Consider the following 17,338-nt stretch of genomic DNA (forward strand, 5'->3'; position numbering starts at 1 on the left):
GCGCTGCGATCTCAAGACTTGCCGGCAGCCTGCAGGAGCGGGGCAAGCTGCATCACTTTATCCATGTCCAGCGATGCGAGGCCGAAATTGCGGTCCTGCAAATCCTTGAGCTTGCGGGCCGTGACCTCCACCGAATGGCGGATCTGCTCCGCGGTATGGTTGCAGGTGATGAAGAAACGAAGCCTTGCCATGCCTTCCGGGACCGCCGGATGGATGATCGGCAGAACATTGATCCCCTCCTCCAGCAATTCGTTGGAAAGCTGTACGGCGCGCAGGGAATCGCCCACGATGACCGGCACGACGGAAAACCCGACGCTGAGGCCCGTATCGAGGCCTGCAGCCTTGGCATGTTCCAGAAAAAGCGCACCGTTGCGATGCAGTTTTTCGGTTCGCTCGGGCTCCGTGCGCAGGATCTGCAGGCCTGAACGCGCCGCCGCGGCCAGCACGGGGGCGAGGCCAACGCTATAGACGAACCCGCCGGCTTCGGCCTTCAGGATGTCGATCAGCGGCTGGGATCCGGCGATGTAACCGCCGCAGCTCGACGTGGTCTTCGACAGCGTCCCCATCCAGATATCGATTTCGCGCGGATCGATGCCGAAATGCTCGAACGTGCCGCGACCGGTCGCGCCGAGCACGCCGAGCGCATGGGCCTCGTCGACCATCAGCCAAAAGCCGTAACGGGACCTGAGCTCCAGAAGGGCCGGCAGGTTGGCGATGTCGCCGTCCATCGAATAGACGCCTTCGACGATGACCAAAATGCGGCGGAAGTCGGCAGACAGCGTCCGGAGCACCGATTCGAGGTTCTCCGTATCGTTATGCCGGAACAGCCTTCGGGTCGCGCCGGACTGCTTGATGCCTGCCAGCGCGCTGTTGTGGATGAATTCGTCGTGGATGACGAGATCCTGCGGGCCCATGAGACAGCTGATCGACGCGACATTGGTGAGATATCCGCTGACGAAACAGACTGCCGCGTCGACGCCGTAGACTGCGGCCAGCTCGTCTTCGAGCTCGGTATGGACCGGACGCTCCCCCGCAACGAGCCGGCTTGCCGACGCAGATATGCCGAAACGGTCGATCGCCGCCTTGGCCTTTTCGATCGTCTGAGGATCGGTGTTCGTCGCCAGATAGTCGTAGGAGGCGAAATTGACGAGTTCCCGTCCGCCCATGACCGTGGTGGCGGCCGCCGCCCTATCGTGGGAGCGGTAGAAAGGGTTGGCGACACCGATCATCTCGCCCGCCATGCGCTGAACATTGACGCGCTGGTATTCCGGCAATTCATCGAAACGCAGGGCTTGGCGTGCAGGCGGCTGCGGCTGCCGGTTGAGGCGCGCCGCACGGTTGCGCCCGGTCGATTCGCTGGCCTGACGCATTTTATCCAACAGTCCGCGTTTTCCCTCAGCGCCGAGCCCTGGGGAGGTTTCGTCTTCCGGACCTTCATTCATCACTGCGTCGCCGCTTTCTGCTGCGAGACGGAATGGCTCTTCACGAGCCTGTCGACCACCGGATTTTGGATCGGCGCCGCCTCTTCGGTATCATCACTGTGCTTCGACACCCGCTCGCGCAAGCGCGTAACGACGTCGCCGACGGTCGTATCGTCACCGACGCCGCTCAATGGAATATCGTATCCCGTCTTCTGCTGGAAGCCCATGCCGAGTTCCATGGCCATCAGACTGTCGAGACCGATCTCCTTGAGGATCTTGTCCGGCGTGATGGTGTCCTCGGTGACGCGCAGGATGGCGGCGATTTCACTTGCGACCAGCTTGTGAAGCAGCTGCTGCGCTTCGTCTGCGGACTTGCCGAAGATCATCTCCTCAAGATCGATCGTATCGCCGTCGGCCGAGGCATTGTTGCTACCGGCGGATCGAAGGACCGTCTCGAAAAACGCTCCCTTGGCGATCGGCAGCATGCGCACGGCATTCCAGTCGATCTCGGCGATCATCACGGCAGCCGCATCGACGGTGCCGGTATCCGCCAGCATATAGCGCTCCACCTGTTCCAGTGCCTCGCGGGCCTTCATGGCGGTCTTGCCTATACGCTTGGAGAGGATCTCGTTCACTTCGGCGTTGCGAGCCAGGAAACCCGTATCGGCGATTGCACCGAAACCGACCGCAAGACCTGGCAGGCCAGCCGCACGGCGGGTGCGCGCGAGACCTTCTAGATAACCGTTGGCGATGACGTAGTTCGCCTGCCCCGGATTGCCCATCATCGTCGTGGCCGACGAGAAGAGCAGGAAGAGCTCGAGATTATCCTTGGCCGTCAACCGGTGCAGGATTTCCGCCCCCTTTACCTTCACGTCCACGACCGGCTTGTTGCGCTCGGGCGTCAGGTTGGACAGCAGCGCATCGTCAAGCACCATCGCGGCGTGGATGATGCCCTTTACCGGGCCTTCCGTGCGCAGAAGCTCCAGCAGTACGGATACGGCCGCCTCGTCACCGATATCGCAGGCATGCACGGTCGCATGCACGCCCTTCTTGTGCCAGACGGAGATCGCGGCAAGCGTCTCCTCGTCCGCCATTCCGCGGCGCGAGCAGAGCGCGATGCGCCGCACACCCTTGGACACCAGCCATTCGGCGGCTGCGAGACCGAAACCGCCGATACCGCCGGCGACCAGGAAGATCCCGTCGCCGGCAAAACGCAGCGTCTCGACCGGCGCCGCGAGCACCCTGTCCTTGCCTGCGACAGGCGGCCGGACGACGATCTTGCCGATGTGACCGGCATTCTGCATCAGCCGGAACGCGCTGCCGATCTCGTCATGGCTGAAAGCACGATAGGGAAGTGGGTTCAGCTTGCCATCGGCGAACAGACGGCCGATCTCCGTAAAGATCTTCCTCGTCACATTCGCCATGTTGACCAGCAGCTGGTCCGCATCGATGCCGAAATAGCTGATGTTGCGGCGGAATGGACGAAGGCCGATCTTGCGGTCGGAATAATAGTCCCGCTTGCCCAGTTCGAGGAAGCGGCCGAACGGCTTCACCAGTTCGATACTGCGCTCCATGGCTTCCGAAAAGAGCGAGTTGAGGACGAGATCGACGCCTTCGCCGTTGGTGACCTCACGGACCCGGGACACGAAATCAAGCGAACGGGAATCGAAAATATGGTCAGCGCCCAGCGCTTCCAGGAAACGCCGCTTCTCGATCGTGCCCGCAGTGGCGATCACGATCGCCCCCTTCAGCTTCGCGATCTGCAACGCCGCAAGACCGACACCGCCAGCCGCCCCGTGGATGAGGATCGTTTCGCCCTTCTCGATATGGCCGAGATGGACCATCGCATAAAAAGCGGTGAGGAACGCGACCGGCACGGTTGCCGCAGCCGCCGACGTCATTCTATCCGGGAATTTGGTCACACCATCGCGGCGGACTCGGACATGGGTGGAAAAAGCTGCAGAGGCAATCCCCATGACCCGGTCGCCGGGCTGAAGATCATCAACCGCGGCACCGACCTCGACCACGCGACCGGCAAGTTCCATGCCGATCGTCGCCCCGGCAAAGCCGTCTTCCAACGCCTCTTCTGGCAGCAGGCCCATGGCCCACATCACGTCGCGGAAATTGAGACCCGTCGCCTCAACGGCAATCACCACTTCGTCCTTGTCCGGCACGGGGAGATCGCAGGCTTCCCAGGTAATGCTTTCGACACGACCGCTCGCAAGCTGGCGGATGGTCGCAGCAGAAAAATCCGAGCGGAGGACATCAGCGGACGGGAATGGGCCCGTGGCAGCGCGAAGCTCGCGCAGATTGCCGGCCGCCATCTGCCATTCGCGGTTGGTGGTCGAAGCGGCGAATATTTCCTGAACCGCGACCCAAGCCGTGGCCGTGTCGGTTTCGGCGTCCAGAAGGTGGACATCAAATGCGTCATATTCGTTCTGCAGAACGCGCGCAAAAGCCCAGAGGCCGGCATTGACCTCGTCCGTCCGTTCATCGGCAAGAGGTGATCCGCCCGGAGCGACAATGACAAGCTGCGGCCTGACGGTTGCCGCTCCAGCGCTCCTCAGATGCACCGAGAGCGTTTCCGCCAGTTGTCCCAGCCGCCGCAGGCGATCCTGAGCGAGTGCCGAAGCGTCGCGCGTGCCCCGGCGCTCCGCCACATATATCAGCCGAAGCGCCTGATCCTTGAAACCGGCAAGAGCTTGCGCGAGCGAAACATCGTCTGCATCCACATCGAGCGCGGCGATCTTGGCATCACGGATGGAAACCGCGCCAGACTTTTCAGCCAACACCAGAAGCCGGCTGCCGGACGGCAGAGCGGTTATGTTCGCGACGGGGCGCACATCCGACACGCCAGCCGCGAGGATCAATCCGCCTTCCGCATAGCCATGCTCGCCGACTTGCGGCTTGGCGAAGCCGAGCGATGCAATCACGTCCGCCACCTGCCGCTCCGTGCCGAGCTGGCCAATCGGGAATTCCGTTGAATTGCTGTTCTCAAACCAGCCTTCGGACTGGCCGAAGACGAAATCGTTGAATGCCGACGGAGCCCGATCGACGAAAACAAGCGCCGCGCCATTTGCCGCGGCCGACCGGATGGCTGTCCGGATCTCGTCATGGCTTGAAAGCAGCTTGTGAGCCTGAGTCCCCGCCGCGACGACGAGACCTGCAGACGGCTGGGCGGAGAGTTTTTCCATTTCCGGGAGGACGACATGCACGTCCTGTTCGAACGCAAGCTCAAGTATGCGGCGTATGCTTTCCCGCGGCTCGGCGATGATCAAGGTGGCGCCATTCTCCGCGGCAATCGTCGCAAGACGTCGGCTTACGGCGACGGACGTCGAACCGGCCTCCAAGATATGCCGGACGTCGCCCTTGCGTACCGCAAAAACAGCCTCCACAGCCTCGATAAGGGCCGAGAATCGCTTTCCGGCCAACGGAGAATGCACGAGGACGTGGTCGATCGTCGCTTCGCTGAAGGTATCGGCCTTGGCGGCCCTTTCGCCGTCGTCACGAGCGGCCGTTCCGGACAACCGCTCCAGCGCATCGCGGTAGGCATTGTTGACGAGCACCGCCTCAGCCACGCGCCCGGCATCCTCGCGATAGATTTCCTGCAGCAGTTCGCTCACCGGCGGCAGCGTGAATTCCTGGGGAATATACCATTCTCCCTCGTCCGCCGTCGCTATGCCGGCGTCTTCGAGAACAAACAGGCAATTGGTCAGGAACGCCCGGAATTCCGGATCGGTCGGCAAGCGCCGGGCGGAAACGACGCCACGGTGATCCGCAAGCATGGCGGCGATCTCGTGACAGGACCGGTAGATCGCCGCATCGAGAAGCAACGTGGCATTGTCGGACGAACCGGATTGAACGTTCCGGAAGATCGCCGCGGCATTGAGCCTTGCCTCGTCTCGCGAAAAGAGGAGTGAGGCCGGGACGCTTTCGTAATGGAACGCGACGGATGCCAGCGTGTGATGGCGACGCAGCGACGTGCGGCGGAAGCGGCAGTCGTCCAAGGTCGCGACGCGATTTCCGGCCGCGTCGAACAACTGGAAGCGGGCCTTGATGGAATAAGCGCTGAACCGCTCGATCTCGATCATCGCGCGGGTGATCTGCGTGCCCTCGCCGCTGACGCGAATCGCACCGAAGCGAACCGGAATGTAGGGAGATCCGACGTCGTTGCCGGACAGCTGGCCGAACAGGGCCACGAGGCCATGGAATACGGCGTCGGTCGAGAACGGGTTGAGATTGTATTGGAGGAACGGATGCACGGCGGCGGCGGCCGGCTTGAGCTCCACCTCTACGACCGTCCGGCCGAAGGCTACGGCCTTCGAGAGCAAACGGAAATGCGGCCCGTACTGCAAGCCGAAACGTTCCGCCGTCTCATAAGCTTCGTCGGCACCCACCGTGACGGGAACCTCCCCGACGGGAGGTGTAATGGCCGTGTCGGCAAATGCGTTCATCGGACGGCGGCTGCGGGCTACCGCGTGGACGGTCCAATCGTCATTGCTCAACCGTTCGCGGGAGCGGATCTCGATATAGCCTGTTTCGGGCGAAAGTAGCGTCGAAAGCTCGACCATGCGGTCGGTGCGCAATTCGAGCGGCCGGACGATCTCCAGGTTGGAAATCTCTGCCGTGTCGGTGCCGTAATAGCGCTGCGCGGCCGATACCGCGATCTCGATGAAGCCGCTGCCGGGCAGGATCGCCCGAGAGTCCACCACATGTTCTGCCAGATCCGGAAAGAGATGAGCGTCGATATGGTTCTTCCAATGGGCGCTGTTCGGATCGGTCCGCCAGCCGAGCAGAAGATAGGGGTACTTGTTGTTGCGCCCGAATATATCGACCTCGTCCGTCGTCGACGGCATCTTGAGTTCGACCGGTTCGAAGGGCAATTGCGGCAGATCGATATGGGCATTCCGCTTGGCGGCGCCGCGAGACGTCTGTACCGGGGCGCCATGTGCGACCGCCCTTGCGAAGGCCTGCGCCACCGGATCCCTACCCGGAATTCCGGTCTCGCGCTGCAGCGTGCCGATCACCACCGCCGGAACGGAAAGCCCCTTGGCCGTCTCGCTGACATAGCTCGACAGGATGGATCGCGGGGAAATCTCTATGAAGAGATTGCAACCCATGGCGAGCGCGGTCTGACAGGCCGCCTTGAATAGCACGGGCTCGCGCACGTTGCGCCACCAGTAGTCCGCGTCCAGACCGCGGCCGTCCTGGACTTCGCCGCTCACAGTCGAGATGAACGTACAGTTGGCCGCCTCGGGCTCGATGCCCGGCAGATCAGCCAGGAATGCATCCCGTGCATCATCGATGATCGGGTGGTGGAACGGATAGTTGATGTCGAGGACGTGGGCGACGATCTGCGACTTGCGGGCGGCGTCACGGAACGCCTGAATTTCTTCGCTCGGCCCGGAAATCGTCACCGAATTCGGCGCATTGATCGCCGCGACGCAGACATTGTCGAGGCCGCGCGCGCGGGCGAAGGCAAGCGCCGCCTCCTCATTGAGGACCACCGCGGCCATCCTGCCCTTGCCGGCAAAGACGTCCTGATATTTCGAACGCTTCGACACGATCGCCACCGCTTCGGCGGCAGTGAGTGCCTTGGCTGCATAGGCTGCGGCGATCTCACCCACCGAATGGCCGAAGACCGCCTCCGGGCGGATGCCGACCGCGTGGAGACAATCGGCAAGGGCAGCCTGTACGGCAAACAGCAGAGGTTGAGCGATCTTGGTATCGGCGAGCCTCAGCGCAAGATCAGGCGCGACCAACAGATCCGTCAGTTTTTCCCCCAGATGGTATTCGAAGAGGGCGCTGAAGGACTGGAAGCACTGACGGAAGTGACGGTTTTCGCGATAGGCATCGGCACCCATGCCCGCCCATTGCGCGCCATTCCCGGAAAAGACGAAAGCGATCTTCGCCGCAGACAGCGGCGCTTCGCCGACCTCGCCGACAGAAGCCTCTCCCGCAAGGCGGCTCTCGATCGCCTGACGAACCGCTTCGGCATCCTTGGCCGCAACGGCGAAACGATGCCGCAACGCCTCGCGGTTCGCCGTCGCTGCGGAAACGACGAGCGCCGCCTGTTTCGAATCCGCCTCGGCAAGACGTTTTTCATATTGATCGAGAAGACGAGACAGAGCGGAGGCCGTGTGGGCGCTGGCAACGAAAAGCGTGCCATCCGATTTCCCGGGCGCGTCAGCGGCCTTGACCGGATCTGGATCGCCGATCACGACATGGGCATTCGTACCGCCGAAGCCGAATGAATTGACACCTGCAAGCCGCGCGCCCTTGGCCGGCAGCAGCTTGATCGCAGACGTATTGACCCGAACGTTCAGCCCCTCGAAATCGATGTCCTCGTTGACTTGCTCGATATGGAGCGAGGCCGGCAGGAAATTATTCTCCAGCGCAATCATCGCCTTCAACAGACCGAACAGGCCTGAAACGGGCTCCGTGTGTCCGATATTCGTTTTGATCGAGCCGATCGGGATCGGAGCCCGGCGCTTTCTGCCGATCACGTCTCCGATCGCCCAGACTTCCGCCGGATCGCCGACGCGCGTACCGGTTCCGTGGCCTTCCACGAAGGCGAGGCGATTGACGTCGATGTCGCGGCCTTCGTAGATCGAGCGCAGGAGATCGGCCTGCGCCTCGCGCGAGGGCAGGCTGATGCCGTTGGTGCGGCCGGAAGAATTGACCGCGACGGCATGCAGACGGGCATGGCTCCGGTCTCCCTCCCGCTGGGCGCGATCGGTGCGCCGCAGGACGAGGGCCACGCCCCCTTCCGAGCGAACATAACCGTGACCATTCGTGTCATAGGCTCTGCAAAGCCCTTCCGGGGACAGCATGCGGGCCTGCGCGAAACCGACGAAGGAGAGCGGATGGATGAGAAGATTGACGCCGCCGACGATCGCCGTGTCGATATCGCCCCTTTCCAGCGCCAGGACCGCCTGATCCAGCGCCACCAGCGACGACGAACAGGCTGTGTCGATCGTCATGCTCGGCCCGTTCAGGCCGAAAATATGCGAAATACGGTTGGAAACGATCGAAAGCGTATTGCCCGTCATGAAATACGGACTTCCGGAGGCAGGGTCCTCCGAAGCGAGATTGCCGCTTTCCAGGCTGGAAGCACCGACATAGACGCCGACATGTTCCTTGCCGAGCGAACTGACCGGCAGATTGGCGTCCTCGAGGGCACGCCAGACGAGGCCGAGCAAAATCCGCTGCTGCGGATCCATCTGCATGGCTTCGCGCTGGGACAGACCAAAGACCGCCGGATCGAAAGCGTAGATATCGTCGAGCACACCTGCGGCGAAAGTATAGGTTTTCCCGGGAATACCCTGATTGGGATGCCAGAAACGCGCCTTTTCCCAACGGTCGCCGGGTATGCTCGTCACCGTGCAGCGGCCTTCGCTCAGGATGCTCTGCAGTTGGTCTACGGAATTGGCACCCGGGGCTACACAGGCTCGGCCGATGATTTCAATCGTCATGGTCACTCGGTGTTTGTCTGAGCGTTAACGGCCCAAGCCGCCGCAGAACCTTAACACATACTTACTTGAGGTTGTCACCCGAAAATCGATCCCAACAACATCTTAAAATCTCCTAGCAAGACTTCAAGCATGTGGCAAATCGAACCTTGGCGCAGCTAATCACCTGAGAGTATTGCCGACGACGACACCCTGCGTAACCACCGAGAGAGGCCCGGAAACAATCGACAGGAACTTGTTGAAATCGACGGCATTATGACGGGCGGCATAAATGACGTCCCGGCTCTTGATCGGGAATGTCTGCCCGACAATAAGGCTATCGGGCTTGCTCATGTCGAAACGGTAGACCAGCGGATACCGACCCATTTTATCCGCCTTCATGCCCTTGGCCAGCATCTGGTTGAAACGCGCATTGCCGATGAGCGCGGCGATGATATCCGGCTCCTCATAGCGGAAGAGGAAATAGCCTCGCGCATTGACTGCGGAATCGTTACCGCCGCCGCCCAGCGCAACCGCTTCGAGAAGATTGAGATCGTTCGCACCGAATTCGACGCGGGCATTCTGCTTGACGGCACCGAGCAGCGTAAATGTCCGTGGGTCACGGGTAACGAACACCTGGTCGCCCGGCTGAACGTAAATGTTCTCGGACGGGTTTTCGATGATCGACTTCAACAGAGCCGTGCCGGTTCTTCCATTGCGAACCAGCGTCACATAGGATTCGTAAGGCTGCGCCACCGGGCCACCGGCTTTGGCAATGACATCGGTAATGTGTTCGCCGATGAGACTGAGCGGCACCTGGGCCGACTTTCCGACAGCGCCGGAGACAGTCACATTGCGCGAGGCGGTGTTGACGCTGTTGACGATCACATCGGGCTCGACGGCCTTGCTCTTGAGGGCAGCGAGAATCGCCTGGCGAGCCTCCTCCAGAGTCTTGCCCGAGAACCTGACCAAGCCCACATAGGGGATAGCCGCTTGACCATCCGGCTGAACCACGACATCAAGGCTTGTCTGTTTGGAGTCCTGGGTGGAGAATAGTCCGTCGGCACCAGCTTCAAAAATAGTTATCTTCAGGACGTCGCCTACGCCAATCACGGCGCGGCCGACGCCGCCGCCGCCAATCCCGAAGCGACGCTTGAGCGCCGAACCGACATATTGCGATACGAGCTGCGCGGACCGGTTGTCGACATCGACAACCTCATAGATGGCCGCGTTCTGGCGCCCGACTTCGGACCCGGATTTGCCTCCATCGGCATTGATCGCCGATGCCAGGGGACCTTCAGCCGGCACAGCCTGACAGCCGGCCAGCGCCACACACATCATGATCGCAGTCACTCGAACCAAAATTCCATACTCCAGTCAGCGCCGATGTTGCCTGCCGAAGGGCAGGTACGAACACCCGTGGGAATCCGACAGCCCCTGAAAAGCATACCGGATGGCGAACAACAAGCCGGATTGCGCCGGCTCCCTCGAAATAAAATTCCTGTGCGGTTTTAAAGTCATAATTGCCATGAGCTTAATGTATCCGGGCGAACCTAAACAAGTTGAGTTAAATGCCATCTAAGTAATTTGGTTAACGAGCCTGTGACGGAGCTGACCTCGCCGCCGGCGGCCAAGAGCGTGCCTTCTGCATCCCTTTAACCGGCAAAGGGTGCCTGCGCGGCATCTCCCACCGAACATGCCACCCTCTCGAATCCGTTTGCAAAAGTCAGTAAACGGGGCAGTTTTCAGTCAGACCGGGAGTATGATATTGCACTGCCCAACCGCCGGACATTCCTCGATCGGAAATGGAGCCCATGCCGGAAGAGGATAAGGCAAAAAAACTGACACCTGCTGATCGGCGCCGCAGGCAACGCTCCTCCGCGCGGGTATTTGTCCTGTTTCTTGTCATGGTGTTGACGGCCCTGGCAACGACGGTACTCGCCGTCAACAACGGCCGGAACTACAAGCGCCTCATCCGGCAGCTCGGGCTGGCGGAATATCTCCTCCCACCGCCGGCCGACCTTCGAGTCGATCGGCAAAGACAGCTGCCGCCAGCCGACCATTATCCGGCCTGGCTCATCAGCGCTCAACTCGAACGCGCCGCGGTGTTCGAGAAGACCGAGCCGATCTCGGCCGAAGAACGCTGCGATCTTCTGAAAAGCGAGAAAGGCACCAGACCCGAATTCACGACCTCCGACAACAATTGGGAATGCCTGTTCTTCGAAGAGTTCGGCACGTCGCCGGAACCCGGGTCGCTTTTCATCCAGGCCAGAGGCGCGCTGCCGGACAGGATACGCAGCTTTCGCATCAAACTCAGCCTGACGGAAGCGGCGGTCGAAATTCAGATGCTTCAAGGCGCGGTCGCCGCGATAGAGCGTTTCGGCCTGCCCATGGCGCCGGAGACGCGCAGCTATCTTGCGGATATGCTTGCCACACGCCGGGAATTCTCGTCGATCGTCGAGAACTACCGGATGACGTTCAGCCCCGAGATGACGGATGCGCGGCGATACAATCTGCTCATCTTGCCGCGCCCGCAGACGATCACCTGCAGCGGACTGCCACCGTCGTCGGATCCGTCGAATGCCTCCACCTATCGGATGCCGATCGGCTGCCTGCCGTTGCGTGCGCCTGCCCTGCAGCCGAAGCTGGCATCTTAGGCTCTTTCCAGTTCGATCAAATCGAGGTCGCCGCCGATCTCGCTTCGTGCCGCTTCGACCAAACTCATCTGATGGGTGAAAAGGACAGGCTGGAACCGGTCGCCGGCAGCGGCGAGCGTGCGGATACCGGCGGCGGTGCGCTCGTCGTCGAACGTCTGGAAGATGTCGTCGAGGATCAGCGGAACCGGCTCGTTGCGGCTGCAATAGTCTTCGAGAAAAGCCAGGCGCAGCGCCAGATAGAGCTGGTCGCCGGTGCCCTCGCTGAGACCGGACAACGGAACCTGCTCGCCGGTCTTGCGTTCGACGGCCAGTTGAAGTTCGTCTCGCTCGTCATAAAGCTGGACAAGGCGCGTGAAGCGCCCGCCTGTGAGGCCGGCAAAGATCCTGCCCGCCCGCTGCATGACCGGATCGGCCTGGCGTTCGCGATAGGCCTCCATGGAATTGGCCAATAGGCTGGATGCGAGCTTCAGCACCACCCAGCGCCGCGCCAGCTCCCGGGCTTCCTGTTCGGCGGCAAGCTTCTGAAAGACGGCGCGCTCGGCGCCAATGCCAGTTTCAAGTTCCCGACGGCGGCGAAAGTTGTCCGCCTCGGCCGTGCGCAGCGTGGAAATCCGGTCGACCTGCCGCCCATCCTCCATCTCCAGCCGCTCGATCTCAAGCCCGGCGGCGATCCGGTCAAACCCGGCAAGGGCTGCGCGAGCCTCTTGCTCGTCCGTGCCATCCGCGTGCTCCGAAAAGCGGGTACGGCATTGGCGAAGGCTCTCTTCGAGTCGGCCGCGCTGCCGCAGTTCCTCCAGCACGGTTTCCAGGTCCGCCACTGGCTTCCCGACGATTTCCGCAAGTTTTGCAAGTTCGATGTCCTGGGCCTCGGCATCCGCGGCATGATGCGTGAGCGACAGCTCGGCACGCTCCAGCGCCGCGGCAAGCGCCTCGCGCCGATTCGCCTCCGTTTTCGCCGCCATGGCCCGGTCATTCAGCATACCGGCTGCGGCATCGGCCGGCAGGGAGGCAAGGTCAGGAGCGACCTCGACGCAAAGGGCCTGCACATCCCGTTCAAAAACGTCCATGTCGCGCGCCATGCCACGAACCCGCCGGTCGCGGTTCTCACGCTCGGAGAGAAGATCCGGCACGCTGCGCCAGACGTCCAGAGCGGCAAGCGCCATATCGACCGTCGCGTCCTCCGAAAGCCCGGCCAGGACGGCCGCATTGGCGAAATCGCGGCGCCAGCGCTCGACATCCCGGCGGAGGATAGCTTCACGCTCTTCGAGGCGCTCCAAGGTCTCTTCCGCGGAATGGCGCTTGCCTTCCAGCGAACGGCTTTCGGTCCAGCGTTCGGTGATTTCCGCAATACGGCGATCCAGGCCACGGGCGAGAGCCAGGGGCGGCAGGGCAATGGCTGCAAGGCCGATGGCATCGGCCAATGCCAGCAATGCCGGCTTGAGCTTCTCCTCCTTGAGGCGAAGCCTCTCCAGTTCATCGCGTGTCGCATCAAGCGCGCCGGAGAGCGATGCAAGCCCGTCCACGGCGCGGCGCCATTCGATCATCCGTTCCGGCGTCGAGGGAGAGACCGGCACAGCCTGAAAGAGGTCTTCGAATTCCGTCACGGCATCCAAGGCGGCGATCTCGGCCTCCTTCGCGGCATTCGCGGCGGCGGCGACCTCCTGCTCGAGTTCCCGCTGCCGCTGGGTCAGCTGTGCATGCCGAGAGACGCGCTCGGCATCGGCCAATGCGGCATCGGCAAGCCGATCTGCCTCGCTGATGGCGGTCTGCAATTCTTCCAGCTTTCCGGAGGCCGGTTTGACTGCGAATCCCTCGACAAGGCGATCCCGCCCGCTCCGGGCCGCGGCGATATCCTCGGGGGAAACGATGCGCTCGCCACCTTCGAGCGCCTCAAGCTGGCCGGCAATCGCCTTGGCCTCGCTGCGCAGGGCCGCCAGTCTCTGCGCCGCCTGGGCGCTTTCCGCCCTGGCCGCCTCGATCATCCGGCGATGATGGGTGAGCGTCGCGATATCCGGCAGCGGTGCAGACAGGAGACGGACGATATCCTTGGCCGGCGGATCCAGGCGTCCGATCGCCATGGCCAGATCATTTTCCGCACGGGTTACCCGCACCTGCAGCGTTTCGATACCCGAAAGCTCGCCGATATCCGGCCGCAGCGCCGCAAGCTGTTCGGCCCAGGGTTTGGGATCGACCAGCCGGGTATCGCCCCCTTCGCCCCCAAGCCTTGCGAGCGCGTGCTGCGCGTCTTCGATCTGCTGGCGCAATTGCTTGAGCCCCCGGTCGAGTTCGATCCCCTCCTCCACCAGTTTCCGCAGCCGGACCAGGTCCGCATCGGCCGGCTGGGCGCGCTCCAGATCTTCCAACCTCGCAAAACCGAGCCGCCGAGCCGCCTGGACAAGCCGCGAGTCGAAATCGTCGACTTCGCTACGGACCCGGGCGATATCCTCCCGTGCCTTCAGGTAGGCGCCCTTTTCGGCGTGCGCGGCGAGAATTTTCGGCATGGCGGCAATCAGCGCCTCGTCCACATGCAGGGCGGCGATCTCATCCTTCAGCCGAACGACTTCGGCCTCGCCCGTCCGACGCGCCTCGGCATTTAGCCGGGCATGTTCCAGCGCGGTGGAAAGACGAACCTCGAAGCCGGAGGGCAACGCCGCAACGGCCTCATATTCGGCGAGAAGAGCCTGCTCGCGGTCGATCTCACGCATCACCGGTTCGAGCCGCAGCAACTTGCGCAGCCGGTCGAGCGCCCGTTTCGTCTCCTGCCGTTCCGATTGAACGGCGGCCTGCTCCGCCTCGATCTCGGCCTGTTCCGCCAGCAGCCGCTTCCAATCGCCGGATTTCAGCTCGTTGTCGCGCTCCGCCTTGCGGGCTTCGTCGTGCGCGTCGAGCACCTGATAGAAGAGCCGGTCCTTCGAGCGGCGGGGGGCATAGATACCGTCCGCCTCGGCGTCAAAGGATTTTCGCAGACCCGAAAGCCCGGTGAGGCCGGAGGCCGCGGAAAACAGTAGACTGCCGATCTCGCCGCCGCTTTTCAGCATGGTCTCGCCGCCAGAGCGCAGCGAGGCGGAATCGAGACCGAAAGCGCGCTGAAAGATATCGCGGGAGAGCGTGCCAAGAAATGGCGCCAGCGTGTCCTCCGGCAGGGTTTCCTCGGCATCGGTCGCAGCAAGCAAAGTATTCTTGCGACCGCGCCTTCGGCGGAAGGCAAGCCTCACGCCGTCGCGCGCCGTGATCTCGGCACCGACGCGCAACGAGGTCGCGTCGTGCAGGAAGCTCATCTCGGCAGCGGCCGGAAAGCCGAACAACAGATCGGAGATGGCGGAGAGCGCCGACGACTTGCCGGCCTCGTTCGGACCGTAGATGACGTGCAGCTTGGCATCCGGGCGGAAAGTCAGCGTACGGTCGGTGAGCGATCCGTAACGCAGGATATCAAGGCGACTGAACCGCATCAGCCCCTCGCAGCCCGGGACAGGAGAAGATCGCGCGCTTCGGCCAAAAGCGACCTCGCATCCTCGCCGAGCGGCAGATCGCCGGCGCCGATGCCGCCCGGCAGGCGTGAGACGATCTCGGCGATCTTCGTTTCCGCGTCAAAGATCAGCTCCGGCGGGAACGTATCCATGGGAATCAGCCCCTCCAGACCGAGCATATCCGGCGATGCGGCAATTCCCGCAATTTCCGGCTCCAGCCGCAGTTCCAGCTTTTCAACCCAGATATCCGCATGGGCGCGATGGCAGGCCGCCTGCACCTCGTCTCGAAAATCGTCAAGCCGCGCCATGATCTCGCTGCGGAAACGGCTCTTGCCGGTCAGACGCATGCGAAGCGCCAGGGGCCGGCCTTCCATCCCCTCGACTACCGCGTCCAATGCCGTCTCCACGCGACGCAGGATCGCCGGAACATTGTCGTCCGGCCCGACCGTGACGGAAAGTTCGGCAAACCGGGCGCTGTCGGTGATGATCCGCTCGTGGGTCGCTCGGCCATCCTCGACCGTTATCAGCACAGCACCCTTGGCGCCCTGTTCGCGGATCGAACGGCCCTGCAGGTTGCCCGGAAACACCACCAACGGGTCCTCGGCGACGATCTCGAAATCATGGACATGGCCGAGCGCCCAATAGTCGTAACCGCGCGAACGCAGGTCGTCCACCGAACACGGCGCATAAGGCGCATGCGGCTCGCGACCGGTGAGCGAGGTGTGAAGGACGCCGATGTTGAACCAGCCGGTCTCCGGTTTCGGATAGGCGAGCGCCAGATTTTCGGTGGCCGACCGCTCGGCAAAGCCCTGGCCGTGCAGCGCAACCTTCAGATGTTCCAGTCTGAAGCTGCCGGGTTTGTTCACCGGGAACTCGCTGACGTTCTTCGGCAGGGTGATCGTCTTCGTGATGACGCTTTCAGCGTCATGATTGCCCTTCAGCAGGAAAACGGGAATGCCGGCGCGCTCCAGCCGCGCCACTTCGCGGTTGAAGAAAAGACCGATCTTGTTGTCCTTCCAGTCGCCGTCATAAACGTCACCGGCGACGATGAAGAAATCGACATTGCGCTCAATCGCCTGATCCACGAGGGTCGAAAAAGCCTTACGGCTTGCCTCGATGAAGAGTTCGGCGATCGCGGCATCCTTCAGCGCCAGCCCCTGAAAAGGACTGCCGAGATGCAGATCGGCGGCATGGATGAAACGGAAAGAACTCATTCGACTCGCTTGTTTTGATTGCCGGACAGGAACAGGTGTTTTAGGCAAATGCCGGGCACGAAGAAAGCTCGGGCATAGGCAGCCTGTGGATAGTCCCATTCATTCCCATTCGGAGAACACCCATGAGACAGCATGCGTTCGGACGCACATCCTTCACCGTCAGCGAAATCGGCTTCGGCGCCTGGCAGATCGGCGGCTCCTGGGGTGATGTCAGCGAGGCGGACGGCCGGGCAGCGCTGGAAGCGGCACTCGATGCCGGCGTCACCTTCATCGACACCGCCGACGTCTATGGCGATGGCCGGTCGGAAAAGATCATTGCCGGGGTTTTGAAGACACGCGGCGGCACCCGACCGATGATTGCCACCAAGGCCGGCCGGCGCTTGAGCCCGCATGCCGCCGACGGCTATACCAAGGCGAATCTCGAAGGCTTCATCGACCGCAGCCTGAAGAACCTCGAAATCGACAACCTCGATCTCGTGCAGCTGCACTGCCCGCCAACCGAGGTGCTCTATCGTCCGGAAGTCTTCGGCGCGCTCGACGATCTTCGCCGGGCCGGCAAGATCCGGAACTACGGCGTCAGCGTCGAGAAGGTCGAAGAAGCGCTGAAGGCGATCGAATATCCCGACGTCACCAGCATCCAGATCATCTACAACATCTTTCGCCAGCGCCCGGCCGATCTTTTCTTCAAGGAAGCCAAGCGAAAGAATGTCGCCGTGATCGTGCGCGTGCCGCTCGCAAGCGGCCTGCTCTCCGGCAAGATCAACCGCGATACCGCCTTCGCCAAGGACGACCATCGCAATTTCAACCGCCATGGCGATGCCTTTGACGTCGGTGAGACCTTTGCCGGCGTGCCGTTCGAAGTGGGCCTTCAGGCCGTCGAGGAAGTCCGCAAGCTGGTGCCGGCGGGCGCTTCCATGGCGGCGTTCGCGCTGAAATGGATCCTGATGAACGAAGCCGTTACGGTTGTCATTCCGGGCGCGCGCAATGCCGAACAAGCCAAGGGCAATGCGGCGGCCGTCGAGCTTGCGGCGATCTCGGCTGACGTGATGACGGCGACGAAGGAAATCTATGCGCGGCTGGTGGCGCCGCATGTGCACCAGCGTTGGTAGGAAAAGAGCGACGGCGGTG

7 protein-coding genes are annotated in these 17,338 nt (G+C 62.3%); 2 read left to right on the forward strand and 5 right to left on the reverse strand.

The genetic code is table 11. From position 1 onward, the window contains the following. Window positions 1–11: 11 nt before the first annotated feature. The 3 genes from DMO26_RS20705 to DMO26_RS20715 all read right to left on the reverse strand — a co-directional run bounded on the left by DMO26_RS20705 (window position 12) and on the right by DMO26_RS20715 (window position 10,234). Window positions 12–1,442: an aminotransferase class I/II-fold pyridoxal phosphate-dependent enzyme gene (locus DMO26_RS20705; RefSeq protein ID WP_117194058.1), complete on the reverse strand. Its 1,431-nt coding sequence runs from the start codon at window positions 1,440–1,442 to the stop codon at window positions 12–14. Next, window positions 1,442–8,896 carry a type I polyketide synthase gene (locus DMO26_RS20710; protein WP_117194059.1) on the reverse strand — a complete coding sequence of 2,485 codons (7,455 nt, stop codon included), beginning with the start codon at window positions 8,894–8,896 and terminating at the stop codon, window positions 1,442–1,444. Before DMO26_RS20710 ends, DMO26_RS20705 begins: the two co-directional genes overlap by 1 nt. A gap of 159 nt (window positions 8,897–9,055) precedes the next feature. Then, window positions 9,056–10,234, reverse strand: a complete 1,179-nt coding sequence (locus DMO26_RS20715) for a polysaccharide biosynthesis/export family protein (protein WP_162895001.1) — start codon at window positions 10,232–10,234, stop codon at window positions 9,056–9,058. Between the two features lie 452 nt (window positions 10,235–10,686). Between DMO26_RS20715 and DMO26_RS20720 the strand changes: the two genes are divergently transcribed. Further along, window positions 10,687–11,529 (forward strand): DUF6030 family protein, encoded by an 843-nt coding sequence (locus tag DMO26_RS20720; protein ID WP_117194061.1) that lies wholly within the window; start codon window positions 10,687–10,689, stop codon window positions 11,527–11,529. Here DMO26_RS20720 and DMO26_RS20725 read toward each other — a convergent pair. Both DMO26_RS20725 and DMO26_RS20730 read right to left on the reverse strand, forming a co-directional pair. Beyond that, a complete protein-coding gene (locus DMO26_RS20725; RefSeq protein ID WP_117194062.1) occupies window positions 11,526–14,978 on the reverse strand; it encodes an ATP-binding protein in 3,453 nt (1,150 codons plus the stop codon). The genes DMO26_RS20720 and DMO26_RS20725 overlap by 4 nt on opposite strands. Next, window positions 14,978–16,210 (reverse strand): metallophosphoesterase family protein, encoded by a 1,233-nt coding sequence (locus tag DMO26_RS20730; protein ID WP_117194063.1) that lies wholly within the window; start codon window positions 16,208–16,210, stop codon window positions 14,978–14,980. The genes DMO26_RS20725 and DMO26_RS20730 overlap by 1 nt, the downstream gene beginning before the upstream one ends. Before the next feature lie 122 nt (window positions 16,211–16,332). On the opposite strand from DMO26_RS20730, the gene DMO26_RS20735 reads away from it, so the two are divergent. After that, window positions 16,333–17,319, forward strand: a complete 987-nt coding sequence (locus DMO26_RS20735; RefSeq protein WP_117194064.1) for an aldo/keto reductase — start codon at window positions 16,333–16,335, stop codon at window positions 17,317–17,319. The last annotated feature ends 19 nt before the right edge of the window (window positions 17,320–17,338 follow it).

The sequence above is a fragment of the Rhizobium terrae genome (genome assembly GCF_003425685.1).
Taxonomy (GTDB): Bacteria; Pseudomonadota; Alphaproteobacteria; order Rhizobiales; family Rhizobiaceae; genus Neorhizobium; species Neorhizobium terrae.

Coding starts and splice junctions, on each gene's coding strand:
- DMO26_RS20710 (WP_117194059.1), bottom strand. CDS start 8,896: ATGACGATTGAAATCATCGGCCGAGCCTGTGTAGCCCCGGGTGCCAAT.
- DMO26_RS20730 (WP_117194063.1), bottom strand. CDS start 16,210: ATGAGTTCTTTCCGTTTCATCCATGCCGCCGATCTGCATCTCGGCAGT.
- DMO26_RS20735 (WP_117194064.1), top strand. CDS start 16,333: ATGAGACAGCATGCGTTCGGACGCACATCCTTCACCGTCAGCGAAATC.
- DMO26_RS20725 (WP_117194062.1), bottom strand. CDS start 14,978: ATGCGGTTCAGTCGCCTTGATATCCTGCGTTACGGATCGCTCACCGAC.
- DMO26_RS20720 (WP_117194061.1), top strand. CDS start 10,687: ATGCCGGAAGAGGATAAGGCAAAAAAACTGACACCTGCTGATCGGCGC.
- DMO26_RS20705 (WP_117194058.1), bottom strand. CDS start 1,442: ATGAATGAAGGTCCGGAAGACGAAACCTCCCCAGGGCTCGGCGCTGAG.